Raw genomic sequence first — 15,971 nt, 5'->3', positions numbered from 1 at the left:
CGGTTTATTCGCTACACGTCTGCCATAGGTAGGCTGGACTTAGCTGACTTTTGCCTCAGAATGCCCGTTGCAGGACTGTCCGCCTGGCGGATAGGTGGGGTTTTCAAGGCCCGTTTATACCGGACTGCCGGGCATTTTGATGCGGACGGTTTTTCTTCATCGGGCTGATTTTTGGATTCAACATCAAAAAACGGGCATTCAGCTAGATTGATTTTCGGAGGGAGCACCGCGTGATGACATTTGACGTGTCAATCTAATCATGGTATGAAAACGCTATTACTCTCCTTACTTATAGTTAGTGCAACGGCATCGTTTGCCCAGGTGACACCAACGCCCACAACACCCGCACCTGCAACGACCGAAACGACACCGGCGGCCGCTACCACACCCGCTAATCCGGCATTACCCGATCCGTTCGGTAAAACGCCCGCATCAACTACCACTCCGGATAGCTTTACCATGCCTGCCGAAACGACACCGGCCCGAACGGCGGCTATCCCATCGGAAGCGCGGCCACTGGCACCGGGCAACGGTAAATTGAGTGGTGTGCTGACCGACTCGACAACGAACAATCCCGTTGAGTTCGCGACCATCGCCCTCGTCAGCACCGTTACGAATAAACCCATTGATGGAACAACGGCGGATGCCAAAGGGAAATTTACCCTGAATAAAGTGCCTGCCGGCAAATACCGCCTTGTCTATTCATTTATTGGCTACAAAGACAAGCGCAGTGCCGTGATTACCGTCGAATCGGGTTCCGACATTAACCTGGGTACGATCAAAATCGGGGCCGATGTTCGCACGCTCAGCGAAGTAAACGTAGTAGGGCAGGCCGCGCTGATTGAAGAGAAAGTAGACCGGCTCGTCTATAATGCGGATAAGGATATTGCTGCCAAGGGGGGGGATGCTACCGATGTTATGCGGAAGGTACCCATGCTCTCGGTGGACCTGGATGGTAACGTGAGCTTACGGGGCAGCAGTAATGTAACGGTTCTGATCAATAACAAGCCTTCTACCATCATGGCCAGTAGTGTGGCCGATGCGCTGAAGCAAATTCCGGCTGACCAGATCAAAACGGTTGAGGTAATTACCTCGCCATCGGCCAAGTACGATGCTGAAGGATCGGCGGGTATTATTAATATCGTAACCAAAAAGACTATCCTGCAGGGGGCAACGCTCGATGTAAACGGCGGAGCAGGTAATCGGGGGAGCATGCTGGGGCTGCGCGGTAACTACCGTACCGGCAAAATGGGTTTCTCCCTTAGCGGCTTCGGCCGGGCCGAATACAACGTGAAAGGGGCCTTCCTGAACGACCAGACCACCCGGTCGTACGATCTGGCAACGAACACCTACTCGGCCAGTACGCACACAGTCCAAACGGCCAGCACCCTGAACCAGCGGATTCACGGTAATTACCAGTTAGGCTGGGATTACGATATCGACAAGAACACATTCCTTACGGCCAGCATCCGGTACGGGGCACGGAACGGAATTACCAATCAGTATAATCTCCTGACGCAAACCACAACCCCAACCAGTTTTTTTCCAATTCTGAACGACCGGAATGTAAAAACGACCGACCTGTCGGGTACACTGGATGCCAACGTGACCTATACCAAAACGTTTAAGCCACAGAAGGAATTCAGTGTGCTTGCACTCTACAGCCGAAACAACCGGACCAATAATTTCGTGGCTGACATTTTAAATGGTACCGATTTTCAAACGGTTACCTCGCGTCAGAAAAACGAGAACCTGAGCTACAATCAGGAATCAACCATACAGGTCGATTATCAGACACCCATCAAGACCAATCAACTCATCGAGTTTGGTGGTAAAGGCATCCTCCGGCAGGCTAACAGCCAGTACCAGTATTTTCTGGCCAATGGTGATAATGCCGATTACCAGGTGGACAACAGCCGGACGGGCAACACGCTTTTTTATAATCAGAACATTGCCGCTAGTTACCTGTCTTATACGCTGACCACAAAGAATAAATATAGTATTAAGGCCGGTGCCCGGTATGAGTACACGTTTATCAATGCCCGGTTCAGTACCGAAACGGCGGGACAATCCACCGCCATTCCCAACTATGGTAATCTAGTGCCCAGCATCAACATCTCCAAAAGTCTGAAAGGCGGGAAGATCATTAAACTGGCCTACAATCGCCGGATTCAGCGGCCCGGTATTCAGTTCCTGAATCCCAATATCAACTCATCCAACCCAACTAACATCAGCATTGGTAACCCATTGCTGTCGCCGGAACTGACCGACAATGTTGAGTTCGGAACCAGTGCCAACATCAAAGGGCTGTATTTGAATGCTACCCTGTTTGCCCGCCGGACCAATAATGAGATTACGGCCGTTCGCGATGTATCGCAGTCACTCATCAGTGGGGTATCGCAGCAGGTGATCCGGACCAGCTACCAGAACGTGGGTCGTCAGGATGCGGTTGGCCTGAACCTGTTCGGTAACGGTACCCTGTTTGGTAAACTGCAACTGGGTGGTGGCATCGACATCTATCACGTTAGCCTGACGAACAACAATGCTAACCCCATCTATTCGGCTTCTAATTCAGGCCTGGTAGTTGGCGGCCGGATTATGAGCAGCATGACGCTGGCCAACGGCTGGGGCTTCCAGCTCTACGGTGGAGCGCGCGGTAATCAGGTGCAGTTGCAGGGGTATCAGAGCAGCATGTACTACTACAGCCTGGGTGTCCGGAAAGAGTTCAACGACAAAAAAGCAAGTCTGGGACTGGCGGCAGAGAGCATCTTCAACCACCCGTTCGTACAGCGGGCCGAGTTGTCATCGCCCATCCTGACCCAGAGTACACAAACCAGTTTCTACAACGCCGGTGTTCGCCTTACGTTCAGCTACAAACTGGGTAAAATGAGTTTCGATGCGCCACAAAAACGCCGGAAGTCGATTAATAACGACGACGTGAAAGGTGGAGGTGGTGGCGACAGTAACGACCAGCCGGCACAACCCCAGCAGTCGGCCCCTGCCGGTGGACGTACGGGTGGTGCTGCCCGGCCACGGTAACGAATAGATTCCAGCTATCTTCATCAACAAAGGATTGACGCTGGAATGATTTTAGATTAGGTTGGTGATCAATCCCTCTTGCCTTGCAGGAGGGGTTTCTCTTTTCTGATGAATTCTTCCTGTAACTTTGCCTCTTCACCCACTCTATTTTTCCTATGAAATCGAAAAACCTGGTTAGCCTCTCGGTCGCTGCCGTATTTTTTGTACTGGCTGTTACCGGCCTGTTAATTTATTTTGGTCAGGGTTCGCACGCTGTTGAGCATACGCACGCCTGGTTCGGTGTTTTGTTCGTTACGGCGGCTGTGTTTCACATCGTCAATAACTGGTCGTCGCTAACTGCCTACAGCAAAAATCGCCGGTCGGGTGGTATTCAAAAGGAGCTTGTTCTGCCTGTTTTGGTTGTTATTGTTTTCGTTGCCGGTATTGCGTTCGATGTGCCTGTATTTGATAAACTGGCCAATTTTGGCAAAGACCTATTTCGGGGTGAGCAACCCCGGCGGGGACCAATGACCCAAACAACGGCCGACTCTATTGCCAAAGCGGTGGAAATGGCTTACGTTGATGCCTATAATAAAGCGGATACCGCAGCACTGGCAACTGTTTTGCCCGCTAAAACGACGATAATGACGCAGGCTGGAACTATGCTGAGTGGCCTGGATATTCAGCAAAACCTGCTCAAACAAACAACGGCCGAAAAACTGGCGGTAAAAGTGGACAAAGCTGAAACAATTACCGATCAGGTGCTGCTGGTACGGGGTACATCGACCAGCACGGCCACGACTACGCCTACCGTGTATACCCATATTCTGAAAGAGCAGGATAAAAAATGGCAGATAGTAGCCGCCCAGCAGGCGTATCCATCCGTTCAGTAAAGCAAGTTTTACCGCTTGGCCACTGGTAATGAAATGGCTCATCACAGGCGTGGTGAGCCATTTTTAGTTTCTGTACAAACAAGCTGTAAAGTTGCCACAAAATGAAGTCGACAGGCGTATTAATAAAGGATTAAAACACACGCCATAAGCCCGATTCTGACTGTTTCAGGATGTATCAGGTAAAGAATTGGACTTTTCCTTAATTTGTATTAATTGGTAAACTCTGTTGACTAAACATAGGTTATGGCAATGGATTAAAAGGACATTAATTGAATGAAACAATCGTTACGGAACAAGGTACTTACAGGCCTGCTTCTGGTTGGCTTCTATTCGGCAATGGCTCAAAATTCCTACCTGATTTCGGGGCGGGTAACAGATACGGCAACGGGCGAAGGCGTTCCATTTGCCAGTATTGCCGTTCAGGGTAAGTCGTCGGGAACGACGTCGGACGCTGATGGCCGGTACTCCCTTCGGCTTGCGCAGCTGGCGGATTCTATTCAGGTTTTCAGTTTGGGTTACCGCACCACATCCTACCCGATAGCCGCCCTAACTACACAGGTAATCGACGTCGGTTTGGTCGTTACGGCTACCAAACTACAGGAGGTGAAGATATACGCCAAAGGGGGCGACCCTGCCTACCGAATCATACGCGAAGCCGTGCATCGGAGTGACCGGTTCAACCCGGCGCAGCTATCAGCCTACCAGTATGAGAGCTACACTAAAATTGAGGGGTATATCAACAATTTTGCCCGCAAACGAAAGAATAACCGACCTCCCGGCCCCGTAAACAGATTGCTTGGCAAGCTACCGGCCATTACCGATGCCAATGGCCAGTCGGCCATACCGGTGTTTATCTCCGAAACCTTTTCTACTTTTTATCGCCGTACGAATCCCGAGAAAGTAAAAGAACATATTCTGAAGACGCACGTAACGGGCGTAGGCGTTAGTGACGGCGGACTAATCTCCCAACTGACGGGCGCGTCGTTTCAACAGTACAATTTTTACCGCAATTCACTCCAGATTCTCTACAAAGATATTCCGTCGCCCCTGGGCAACGCCTGGGAAACGATTTACACGTTTCACCTGAAAGATACGGTGGCCCTGTACAACGGGGTGTGTTACGAAATTGAATTCTCCCCCAAACGAGCCACCGATCTGGCTTTTACCGGCACCGTCTGGGTGGATACACTGCACATGGCATTAGCGCAGATTGATGCCCACGTCGATAAGCGCGCTAACATTAACTTTGTGGAGGACCTGCACATTGAGCAGGGGTGGGAAACATCGGCATCGGGCCTGCGATTTCCAACCCAAACCCAACTAACGATTGATACCGATCAACCCACGCCAAACTCCCCCGGAGTGCTGATTCGGTTACTCACCAATGCCGCCAACATTACAGAAAACAGGCCCAATGAGGTGGGTTTCTATGATCCATCCATCGAACTGTCTGACGGGTATCGGGAAGCCGACAGTACCTTCTGGAACCGGGTGCGGCCCGTTTCGCTCTCTGCCAGCGAGTGGCGGGCCATGCGGGTGGTTGACTCCGTACGTAACGTACCCATCGTGAAAGTAGCCGGTGAGCTTATCAAACTGGGCGTACTGGGCTACAAACCACTCGGTAAATGGAACATAGATCTGGGACCAGTGCTATATTCATACGCGAATAACAACATTGAAGGAAACCGGCTTCGGCTGGGGATGCGTACCAATACCGGGTTTAGTAAAAAGTGGTTGCTGAGCGGTTACCTGGCGTACGGAACAAAGGACAAGGAGCTTAAATACAGCGTTGGTATCGACTACATCCTGAGTCGTAAACCCTGGACGGTACTCGGTGCCCGGCAGAGTTATGACCTGGAACGAATAGGTGTATCGTCCGATAATATTGGGAATAATTCCCTTTTTTCTGCTTACTCCAGGTTCGGCACCATCCGCCGGCCTTATTTTCAGGAAGAGCAACAGGTATATATTCGGCGGGAAATGGGGCGGGGCTTCACGCAGACATTAGCCTTACGGCAACGCAGTTTTGAACCGTTGTTTCCTTTTGCCTATTACGTCAATAATTACGATGAGTCTACCCGAAGCAACTATCAATTGACGGAACTGGTGTCGGAAACGCGTTTTGCACCGGACGAGGTCATGTTGCAGGATGGAAATACCCGGATTAGTGCCGGTGCCACGCGCAAACCGATTTTTACACTCCAGTATAACCTGAGTCTTCGTCACGTATTGGGCAGTGATTTTACGTATCATCGCATCGCCCTCACCATGAAACATTCGTTTCGGATGGGTATTCTGGGCCGGACGTATTATTCCGTTGGCGCGGGAATTATCCCGTCTACCGTTCCTTATCCATTGCTGTACACGCCCCTGGGTAATGAGTCATCGTTTTATGTCGGCAATGCGTATAACCTGATGAATTATTTTGAGTTTGTGTCTGACCGGTGGGCTACGGCACAGGTCGAACATAATTTTGGGGGCTTATTATTCAATCGGTTGCCACTACTGCGTCGGCTTAAATGGCGCGAACTGATTACCGCTAAAGTGCTGGTAGGTAGCGTATCGACGGATAATGTGACGCTGATTCCAGTCAGGAATGAGGCCGGGAAGGCTATTGATGGGTTTAGTGCGTTAACCAGAACACCTTATGTTGAAGTTGGATATGGTATCGACAATATCTTCAAAGTGCTGCGGGTAGACGCTATTCACCGACTTACCTACCGCGATAACATTGGTCGCACCGGCATTCCGGTAACGCCTTTTGCCATTAAATTATCGGGTTGGCTGGCCTTTTAAGGCTTAATACTAGCTTACTGCTTTACAGATTTCAGCAAACGGCGTAGAATAGGGGGCAAAACAGACTATTTTGGCCATAAAAAAACCTTCCAGTGCGATGAGTATCGTATTTGGAAGATTTTTAATTATTTATATGCATTTAGACTGAAAGGTTAATAAAAGTCACCTGATTTGGTATTTATTTTTTCTGATCAGTTCACAAAATGATGTTCGCAGAGAGACTGTATCTTGTCCCGGCTTCGCTTTAGTCGCATTTTAACCGCGCTTGGCGAAAGATCCAGGGTTTGGGCAATTTCGTCGATACTCAGTCCATCTTCATATTTCAACCGAAGTAAACTGCGCTCTTTGGCTGACAGGCTGGTCATGGCCTGTTGCATAAGCTGGAGAGTCTCTTCATGGAGTTGATCATCCAGCGAATCGGCCTTATCCCATTCGTTATTAAAATCCAGACTGGTGGTGGAGAAACGTTTGGCAATCCGAAGCTGATCGGCGCAGTAATTGAAGGAAACAGAATAGAGCCAGGTGGAGAAACTGGACCGTTGCTCGAAGGCTTCCAGTTTGTTGAATACTTTAATGAAAATATCGTGCGTAAAGTCTTCTGCCTTTTCGGTGTCGTGGGTCATTGATAAACACCGTTGATAGACTTTACCCACGTATCGCTTATATAGAATTTCGAAGCATTGGTTCGATTGATCAGGTAAATACTGACGAATCGCTTCTTCGTCCGTTAAGGCCTTGTACATTATCAGGTTTAAATTATAAGTTTAGAAAACTAGTTTTAAGACAAAGGGCTTTTTCTATTTTGTTTATTTAAGACTGAAAAGAGTAATATAGGGCACTATTAATTTATTAGACGGTGTATTTATTTTTGGGGTATAGTCCGTGTGCCGGGCTTATGCCGCAGTTTTTGAAGAAAAAACTGGTAACCGAATGGGTGAATAAGGATACTAAGTTAGATTTGAAAGGACGTAAGAGAAAACACACAGGATGCTGTAAGTTAAATTCAAGTTGCCTTGTAAGTTAGCTTAACTTGCTGATTATAAGTATAAAGAGTCTTGTATGTTTAGCTTGCATACGAATCACTACTTGTGTGTACTGCCCGTAAACCGGTACGTTGCTGGCATGAAAAAAATCCGAAACCAGTAGCGGAGTTGGCTGAAGAGGCAGGTCAGCATTAATCCATTACCATTACGAAAGTATTTTTTCCTGAGTACCCACTAAGCGGGAGGTAACGGTCACACACCTGTAATGCATTAGTCCTGTATTCTGCCGGAAATTATTGGGAAAGTAACTCTGGTTTTATGCCGGTAGTCAGGCGGTGGGTGGGATTTCCCTACCGACGCTGCGCTGTTTACCCCCATATGGGGCAAAAATTAATCCCGTATTCACGTTAAAGTAAAAAGTCTGGCCAGACGAAGTGATTTAACGATATGGAAAGGTACCACTGCAAAGAACTTGGAATGTCGAAGGGTACTCTGGTTATATTTTGCTGATGACACTGAACGCTATCGCATAACGATATGGGTCGAACGTTGATGCATCCGACGTAGTGTAAAACGAAACGCACAAGGTTACGTACCCAACAGTCGACTCTTTGGTCTGACTCGACTCCGTTCCATGTTCCGGCGGCACAGCGTTGAGGAGTACGGACCAGCTTTTGTGTTACTTCCCTTTGTAGGGATGCTTACGAAAAAACTCGTCGGCGTTGATGTCAAGAAAGGGAAAAGCGGGGTGCTGCCCGCCGAGGGTTTTCGCTACTATCCGGTCGGCAATGTCCAGGCCGTTGGTCGAGTTGGTGAAATAAATCACCGCATCCTGCCGGTCACGGTTGGCCATAATGAAACATTTAAAGGCACCATTGTCGCCCCAATGCCAGAACCAGGTAGCATCCGACATTTCTTCCAGTCCAAAACCCAGTCCCCAATACAGGTTGGTTGACAACGTATCGCCCGAGAAACGGGTTGGGAGTTTGCTGGTGGGCGTCAGCATCTGATTGACGGTAGTGGGCTCAAGGCCGGCAGGCGTAAAAATGGCTCGGATAAAGCGGGCGTAATCTTCGGCGGTTGTGTGCAGGGAGTAGGCCATGTTTGCCTGCCCCGGCTGGTATTTCTGCTCCGGCTCTCCGGCTTCATTGTGGGGCATGGCTACGTGTTTGTTGAAGTCGGATTGCCAGACGAAGCTGCTATTCGTCATGCCCAGGGGCTTCAGTACACGGAATTCCATAATCTCGTTGATGGGCTGGTCAGTGATTTTCTCCACTACTTTTTGCAGATATACATAGCCCTCCCCCGAGTAGCCGAAGCGTTTGCCGGGGGAGTAGGCCATGGCAAGCTGGGGTAGTTTCCGGTCTTTGCGCCAGTTGGGAAAACCGGACTGGTGACTCAGTACCATCCGGGCCGTAATTTTCTGGTACCGTGCGTCGGCGGCTGCATCCGGGTAGGGGAGGTACTCGTATAAAGGCTTGTTCAGGTCAAGTAGCTTTTCTTCAACCAGTTGCATAACGGCATAAGCAAAAACGGGTTTGCTGAGCGAAGCTGCTTCAAACACGGTGTTGGGCGTTACCGGCTGGGTCGAGTCGGCTTTGGTCAGGCCATAACTCTTGCTATATACGATGTTGTTTCCCCGAATCACTACCATCGACAGACCCGGTATGCGGGCACTGTCCATCAGTCGCGTGATGAACTGGTCAAGTTCGGCCGGTTGCCGGTTGGGCGTTACTGTCTGCGCCCGGAGGGTCCCAACAGGCCCAATGGCTAAAAGCAGAAGCAAAAGATTGGCGCATAGCCACGCAGGCACGTTCATGGGTGGGGAGAAAGATAAGGGGTGTTTAGCCATCGGTTTGTGGGGGGCTAGAATGAATAGGCTACCTGCGTGAGTAAGCTCAGGTCAAAGGTCGGGTCATTCGTGAGTGATCCCCCCAGTTGCCCGAAGGTGTAAGTCCAGACCGGCTGGGCCAGCAGCGTATATCGCTCCGTCAGTTTGTACTGGACACCAGCCCCCAGCATCCCCTGAAAAATGGGGGCTGGTTTTGTTTTTAACCGCAGGTTCTGCGTTGACTCCGTGCCCCGCGTCACGACCACCCGCCCCGTTAGCGGAAGGTCGACCAGGAAACCAAGCGAAAAATAAGGGGATAGACGCTTACTGGATAAGGCATAGTTCAACAGGATTGGGAAGCGGACAACCCGGTTGCGAAGTGTTACCATCCCCTCACCGGCCGAGGGCCGCCGGGCCTGCCGAAAGGATACTGACTGATACCAGATACCCGATGAAACGGACCATCCGGGCGTGTACTCGTAGCGAACGGATAATCCTGCCGAATAGCCCGTTGCCCAGCGAGGCCCATTCACGTACACCGGTTCTACTACCTGTCCATCGCTTTCAGGATAAAAATAGCGGTATCCGTAAACGATGCGGGAGAACGTTGGCGAACCGGTTGCCGATACGGATAAACTCGGTTGCCCCCAGGAAAAGGTACTGGTAAAAAAAACGAGTGCAGCGAGAAAACTCAGCTTCCTGATCATAACGAAATGAGTCGTTCGGGATGGCAATATACGCGTCCAACCAAATCCGGCGGTTAACTTCGACCCAAATTACCGGTTATACTTTTCTGTATCATGCTGTTTCTAAGTCTTAGCATCGTGTTGTCGGTGCTGTTGCTGTTGAATTTTCGCCTGTTTCCCCGCTACGATGTCAATACGTTTCAGGCTATCGTGTTCAACTACCCGGTTTGTTTTCTAACGGGACTGCTGCTGCTACCCGCTGGTCAGTCGTTCACTATTGATTTCTCGCAAACCTGGACCTGGCTTGCGCTGGGCCTTGGCGTGGGTTTCATATTAACATTTATGCTGTCGGGGGCTTCTACGCAACGAATGGGTATTACGGTTACGTCGCTGGCCAATAATCTTTCGCTGGTTATTCCGGTTTGTTTCAGTCTCTTTATTTTCCAGACGGGCGGTAAACCCTTTGATGGGCTGAACTATCTGGGACTGGTGCTGGCCGTTGTCGCCGTGGGGCTGAGTACCTACAAAAAAGAGCCGCAAACGGACACCGATACCCCGGCAAGTACCCGCCAGAAAGGAACCGCTTTTCTGCTGCCAGTGGCTGTATTTCTGTTTTACGGGGCTACCAACACCATGATCAACTACATGAACCTGCACTACATTCCGTCGGCCGATAAAACCATCCAGGTAACGCTCACGATGGTACTTGGAGCCGTTGTGGCCGGGGTGCTGATGCTGGCCGTCAGGATGGTTCAGGGGAAAGAAGTAATTCAGGCAAAGAGTCTGCTGGGGGCCATTACGCTGGGAATTCCTAATTTCCTGAGTTTCTATACGCTCTTGCTGGCTTTGTCTGCCTTTGGAAGCAATGGGGCGTTTGTGTATCCGCTTTACAACATCGGGGTTATTTTGCTGGCGGCCCTGATAGCCGCGCTATTTTTTAAGGAGCAACGCTCAACGACCAACAAAATAGGGCTGGCCCTGGCGGTCGTGGCTATCGGGTTGATTTCTTGGCAGGAATTGGCGCTGTAAACGCGTAAGAAACAACCCGCTTTGCCTTTTCTGGAAAAATCTTATCCGCATGCATAAAATTGTCGTTATCGCGCTGGTATTGAGTGGACTGAGTGTATCGTTCCTGAAACGTCCGTTGGTGCCACCTGTCCCCGTTCAGCCCAATATTCTCTGGATCACCTGCGAGGACATGTCCTATCACCTGGCCTGTTTTGGGGATACCGAAGTAAAAACGCCTAACCTCGACCAACTGGCGGCCGAAGGGGTTCGTTACTCACACGTGTATTCCACGGCGGGGGTATGTGCCCCCAGCCGGTCGTCCATCATTACGGGTATGTACCAGAGTTCCATTGGTACTATGCACATGCGTACCCTCCAGGGTGATTCCTATCCGCACAAATCATCACCAATGAAGTCGTACTCGGCGGTGTTGCCGGAGCCGGTGCGGTGTTTTCCGGAGTTTCTGCGCAAGGCAGGGTACTACTGCACGAACAATAGCAAAGAGGATTATCAGTTTGTGCCGCCCGTTACGGTTTGGGACGAAAGCAGTAGAAAAGCGCACTGGCGGAGCCGGCCCCGCCGTGGAGACGAAGACTGGAAACCCTTTTTCTCGATTTTTAATCTGATGATTACCCACGAATCGCAGCTTTGGACAAGAGAAAATGAACCCCTGCTGGTTCGGCCGGAAGATGTGATTGTTCCCGCCTACTACCCGGATACCAAAACGGTTCGGCACGATATTGCCCGTAACCTGTCGAATGTGATGCGGATGGATTCCATCGTGGGCACTCTCATTAAACAACTCAAAGACGACGGTCTTTATGACAACACAATCATTTTTTTCTACTCCGATCATGGTGATGGTCTGCCGTTTGTGAAGCGGGAAGTGTACGGCCGGGGACTGCGGGTACCAATGATTGTGCGGATTCCGGAGAAATTCAAGGTCAGGGGCAGTAAACCCGCCGGGAGCATCGACAACCAACTCGTTAGCTTCGTTGATTTGGGGCCAACGGTGCTTTCGCTGGCTAATACGCCGATACCAGCTTACATACAGGGCCAGGCATTTCTGGGTGAACAGCAGGCTAAAACACCCCGGAAGTACATCTTCGCCGGACGTGATCGGATGGATACCGAACTGGATCGGGTACGGACCGTGGGCGATGGCCGCTACAAATACTACCGGAATTTCATGCCCGAAAAGCCGTATTACCAAAATATTGGCTACCGGCAGAGTATCCCTATGATGCAGGAAATTCTGCAACTACGGGATGCCGGGAAACTGAATGCCACACAGATGCTATGGTTTCGGAAAACCAAACTCGCCGAGGAACTGTGCGATACCCAAACCGATCCCGACGAGTTTACCAACCTGGTCAACAAGCCCGCTTATAAAGCCAAACTTCAGGAGTTGCGCAGCCAGATGGATGCCTGGTTAAGAAAAGTAGGCGATAAAGGCGCAATGCCCGAAGCCGGGATGCTAGAACAGATGTGGAATGGTGGCTCTGAACCACCCAAAACGGCTGACCCGGCGTTAGTCGTTGCTGGTAATACGGTATCTATTCGCTGTGCCACACCCGGTGCATCGGTTGGCTATAAGCTGAAGCACGGAGCCGAGCCGGTAAAAAGCTGGCAGGTGTACGGTGGGGAGAAATTAGCCATACAGCCCGGCGATTCATTAACGGTTGTTGCCCAGCGAATTGGGTATCTACCCAGCAAAGAAGTAACCGTCAAAAAGTAAAAGCAGGGCTGATACTGCTTATTGAAGCGAAGAATCCTTAGCGTCTTTCGCGTATTCCTTTTGCGTTCTTTGCACCGGACCGCCGGTGTGATTACGGTTCATAAAATTATCATGAAAATAACTCAATTCTACTGGCTGGCTGGCGCAGGCCTGGCGATACTGACTACCCTGCTCTTTTTTGCCGGCAAACAGGAGGTAGCCCCCCCGAGCCGCCGGAATGCCGTACCACCAAACATTATCTTTATCTTCTCGGACGACCATACCAATCAGGCCATTAGTGCCTACGGGAGTAAACTGACCAAAACGCCTAACATCGACCGGATTGCCAATGAGGGGGCTATCCTGCATACCAATATTGTCACCAATTCTATATGTGGCCCGAGCCGGGCTACACTGCTGACGGGAAAATACAGCCACCTGAACGGCTACAAACTCAACGAGAAAGTATTTAACGTAAATCAGCCGGTGTTTACGGAGAATCTCCAGAAAAATGGCTACCAAACTGCCTGGATTGGTAAGATGCACCTCGGTACCCTGCCCAACGGCTTCGATTACCTGAACGTTCTGCCGGGACAGGGGCATTATTACAATCCGGACTTTATCAATTCGAAAAATGAAAAGGTGCAGTATCCGGGCTACGTTACCAATATCATTACGAAACTTTCCATGGACTGGCTGGCGAAGCGTGATGAATCAAAACCGTTCTTTCTGGTAGTAGGGCATAAGGCTACCCACCGCGAGTGGTTACCCGATCTGCCGGATCTGGGTGCGTATGATAACCGGACTTTCCCCATTCCCCCAACCTTCTACGATAACTACGAAGGGCGTTTGGCGGCTCAGGATCAGGACATGACCATCGACAAAACCATGCGCCTGAAGGAAGACCTGAAAGTTCATGTGGATTACGAAAAGGCCGGTTCCTACAGTCGGTTTACACCCGAACAGAAGAAGGCGTTTTACAATTATTACGAAAACAAGGTTAGCAAGGAATTCGATGCCAAAAAGCTGACCGGCAAAGCACTGGTCGAGTGGAAATACCAGCGGTACATGAAGGATTACCTGTCGGTGGCTAATTCGATGGATCGCAACATCGGCGCGTTGCTGGATTACCTGGATAAATCGGGACTGGCCAAAAATACGGTTGTTATTTATGCATCCGATCAGGGTTTTTACCTAGGCGAGCATGGCTGGTTCGATAAACGGTGGATTTACGAAGAGTCCCTGAAAACGCTCTTCGTTATCCGGTATCCGGGGGTTATCAAACCGCGTACGCACATTAACCAGATCGTTTCCAATATAGACTGGGCGCCCACGCTGCTCAACCTGACCGGCACGCCCATTCCTTCCTACATACAGGGCGAATCGTTCCTGCCGTTATTAAAAGGAGAAAAGACCAATTGGCGAAAGCAAGCCTATTACCACTACTACGAATTCCCGCAGCCGCATCACGTGTACCCTCATTTTGGTATCCGGACGGAGCAGTACACGCTGGCCCGGTTTTATGGACCAAAGGATTTCTGGGAGTTATACGATATTAAAAAGGACCCGCACAACATGCACAATCTGTACGGTCAGAAAGGATACGAAGCCCTGACCGCCGACCTGAAAATCAAACTGAAACAGGAGATTGAACAGTATAAAGATGATGAAGCCCTCGAAATTATGGCGAGTAAATAGTGTTGTTTTCTCATTGCTGATTGTTGGTTTATGGGTAACTGTATTGGCTGGTTGTCAGTCCACCAATCAATCGTCCGAGGCACAAACATCAACTGCCACTGCTGACCCGGTTCGGAAAACCACAGCTTCAGCAGCCGATACAACGGGTATGGTCTGGATACCGGGTGGTCCGTTTCTGATGGGGGCCGACGAGTTCCCGGACTCAAGGCCGGTCCATCCCGTTTTGGTAACGGGTTTCTGGATGGACGAACATGAAGTCACCAACGCCGAGTTTGCCCGGTTTATAGCCGCCACGGGCTATAAAACCATTGCGGAACAAATCCCAAATCCAGCCGATTTTCCGGGTGTTCCGGCGGAGCAACTGGTGCCGGGGTCGGCGGTTTTTGCGCCTACGGCCCAGCAGGTATCGCTTGATAATCCGCTGCAATGGTGGGCCTACGTGAAAGGGGCCGACTGGCAGCATCCCAATGGCCCGGAAAGTACGGTGAAGGGGCACGAAAATGAACCCGTCGTTCACGTGAGCTTCACCGATGCCGCAGCCTACGCCAAATGGGCCGGGAAACGCCTGCCGACCGAAGCCGAATGGGAGTTTGCAGCCCGGGGCGGCAAAGAGAATCAACCGTATTACTGGGGTAACGAACTGAAGCCCGGTGGTAAATGGATTGCCAATATTTACCAGGGCCATTTTCCGGATAAGAACACCAGCGAAGACGGGTTCAGCGGTGTTGCTCCCGTTAAATCATTCGCGCCCAACCCGTATGGCCTGTACGATATGGATGGCAACGTGTGGGAGTGGTGCCAGGATTTTTATCGACCTGACTACTATGCCAAACTGGCCAAAAACGACCCGCAGGGACCTGCTGACAGCTATGACCCGGATGAGCCGGGAGCCGTAAAACGGGTGCAGCGGGGTGGCTCGTTTCTTTGTAGTGACGACTATTGCATTCGTTACAAAGCAGGTAGCCGGGGCAAGGGAGAAATAAACAGTGGCAGCAATAACCTGGGCTTTCGCTGCGTGCGGGACAAGTGAATTCACATTCCTACCCGTTCCGTCAGCGGGTGATTTATTGATTTGTAGTAATTAACCGCCGAAACTGACTTTACCTGTGGTACATTAACAAACGGCGACCACTATGCTTAAACTCACCCTTGACCAGTCCGCTCAACAAGCCTTGCAAAAGGCCCTCAAAACCCACCCCAAAGCCTATGTCCGAGAACGAGTTAGTGCCATTCTCCAAATTCATGGTGGCCAGTCCGGTAAACAAGTGGCCCATAAGGGCTTATTGGTTCGAAGACGGGAAAATACCATTTATGACTGGGTTAGTCGGTACCAACAGGGGG

General features: G+C 50.5%; 11 protein-coding genes. 8 read left to right on the top strand and 3 right to left on the bottom strand.

Features of this window, described 5'->3' with window-relative positions:
* Positions 1 to 264 precede the first annotated feature (264 nt).
* From B157_RS0118830 to B157_RS0118820, 3 genes are all read left to right on the top strand, one after another.
* The gene (locus B157_RS0118830) at positions 265 to 3,039 is read left to right on the top strand and encodes a TonB-dependent receptor (RefSeq protein ID WP_020604862.1); all 2,775 of its coding nucleotides are present in this window, start codon (positions 265 to 267) and stop codon (positions 3,037 to 3,039) included.
* Between the two features lie 155 nt (positions 3,040 to 3,194).
* The gene (locus B157_RS0118825; RefSeq protein ID WP_020604861.1) at positions 3,195 to 3,911 is read left to right on the top strand and encodes a DUF4405 domain-containing protein; all 717 of its coding nucleotides are present in this window, start codon (positions 3,195 to 3,197) and stop codon (positions 3,909 to 3,911) included.
* 273 nt (positions 3,912 to 4,184) lie between these two features.
* Positions 4,185 to 6,707: a DUF5686 and carboxypeptidase-like regulatory domain-containing protein gene (locus B157_RS0118820; RefSeq protein WP_020604860.1), complete on the top strand. Its 2,523-nt coding sequence runs from the start codon at positions 4,185 to 4,187 to the stop codon at positions 6,705 to 6,707.
* A 191-nt stretch (positions 6,708 to 6,898) separates the two neighbouring features.
* Here the strand turns inward: B157_RS0118820 and B157_RS35715 are convergent, their stop codons facing one another.
* The 3 genes from B157_RS35715 to B157_RS0118800 all read right to left on the bottom strand — a co-directional run bounded on the left by B157_RS35715 (position 6,899) and on the right by B157_RS0118800 (position 10,228).
* On the bottom strand, positions 6,899 to 7,450 hold the full coding sequence (locus tag B157_RS35715) for an RNA polymerase sigma factor (RefSeq protein WP_026308799.1): 552 nt from the start codon (positions 7,448 to 7,450) through the stop codon (positions 6,899 to 6,901).
* Between the two features lie 919 nt (positions 7,451 to 8,369).
* Positions 8,370 to 9,542, bottom strand: a complete 1,173-nt coding sequence (locus B157_RS0118805) for a serine hydrolase domain-containing protein (RefSeq protein WP_245565143.1) — start codon at positions 9,540 to 9,542, stop codon at positions 8,370 to 8,372.
* Positions 9,543 to 9,556: 14 nt separating this feature from the next.
* Positions 9,557 to 10,228: an outer membrane beta-barrel protein gene (locus B157_RS0118800; protein WP_020604856.1), complete on the bottom strand. Its 672-nt coding sequence runs from the start codon at positions 10,226 to 10,228 to the stop codon at positions 9,557 to 9,559.
* Positions 10,229 to 10,321: 93 nt separating this feature from the next.
* Between B157_RS0118800 and B157_RS0118795 the strand changes: the two genes are divergently transcribed.
* From B157_RS0118795 to B157_RS39400, 5 genes are all read left to right on the top strand, one after another.
* Positions 10,322 to 11,236, top strand: coding sequence for a hypothetical protein (locus B157_RS0118795; RefSeq protein ID WP_020604855.1), 915 nt, complete (start codon positions 10,322 to 10,324; stop codon positions 11,234 to 11,236).
* A 49-nt stretch (positions 11,237 to 11,285) separates the two neighbouring features.
* Positions 11,286 to 12,953 (top strand): sulfatase family protein, encoded by a 1,668-nt coding sequence (locus tag B157_RS0118790; protein WP_020604854.1) that lies wholly within the window; start codon positions 11,286 to 11,288, stop codon positions 12,951 to 12,953.
* 111 nt (positions 12,954 to 13,064) lie between these two features.
* Entirely contained in the window at positions 13,065 to 14,630 is a 1,566-nt protein-coding gene (locus tag B157_RS0118785; protein ID WP_041952197.1) for a sulfatase family protein, read from the top strand.
* On the top strand, positions 14,599 to 15,660 hold the full coding sequence (locus B157_RS0118780; RefSeq protein ID WP_020604852.1) for a formylglycine-generating enzyme family protein: 1,062 nt from the start codon (positions 14,599 to 14,601) through the stop codon (positions 15,658 to 15,660). The genes B157_RS0118785 and B157_RS0118780 overlap by 32 nt, the downstream gene beginning before the upstream one ends.
* A 103-nt stretch (positions 15,661 to 15,763) precedes the next feature.
* Positions 15,764 to 15,971 (top strand): hypothetical protein (locus B157_RS39400; RefSeq protein ID WP_026309126.1); only part of this gene is annotated, 208 nt, incomplete at its 3' end.

The organism is Spirosoma spitsbergense DSM 19989, from assembly GCF_000374085.1.
GTDB classification, from domain to species: Bacteria; Bacteroidota; Bacteroidia; order Cytophagales; family Spirosomataceae; genus Spirosoma; species Spirosoma spitsbergense.
Note: the sequence above shows the minus strand (reverse complement) of the source record. Positions and strands in the feature narration are given on the sequence as shown.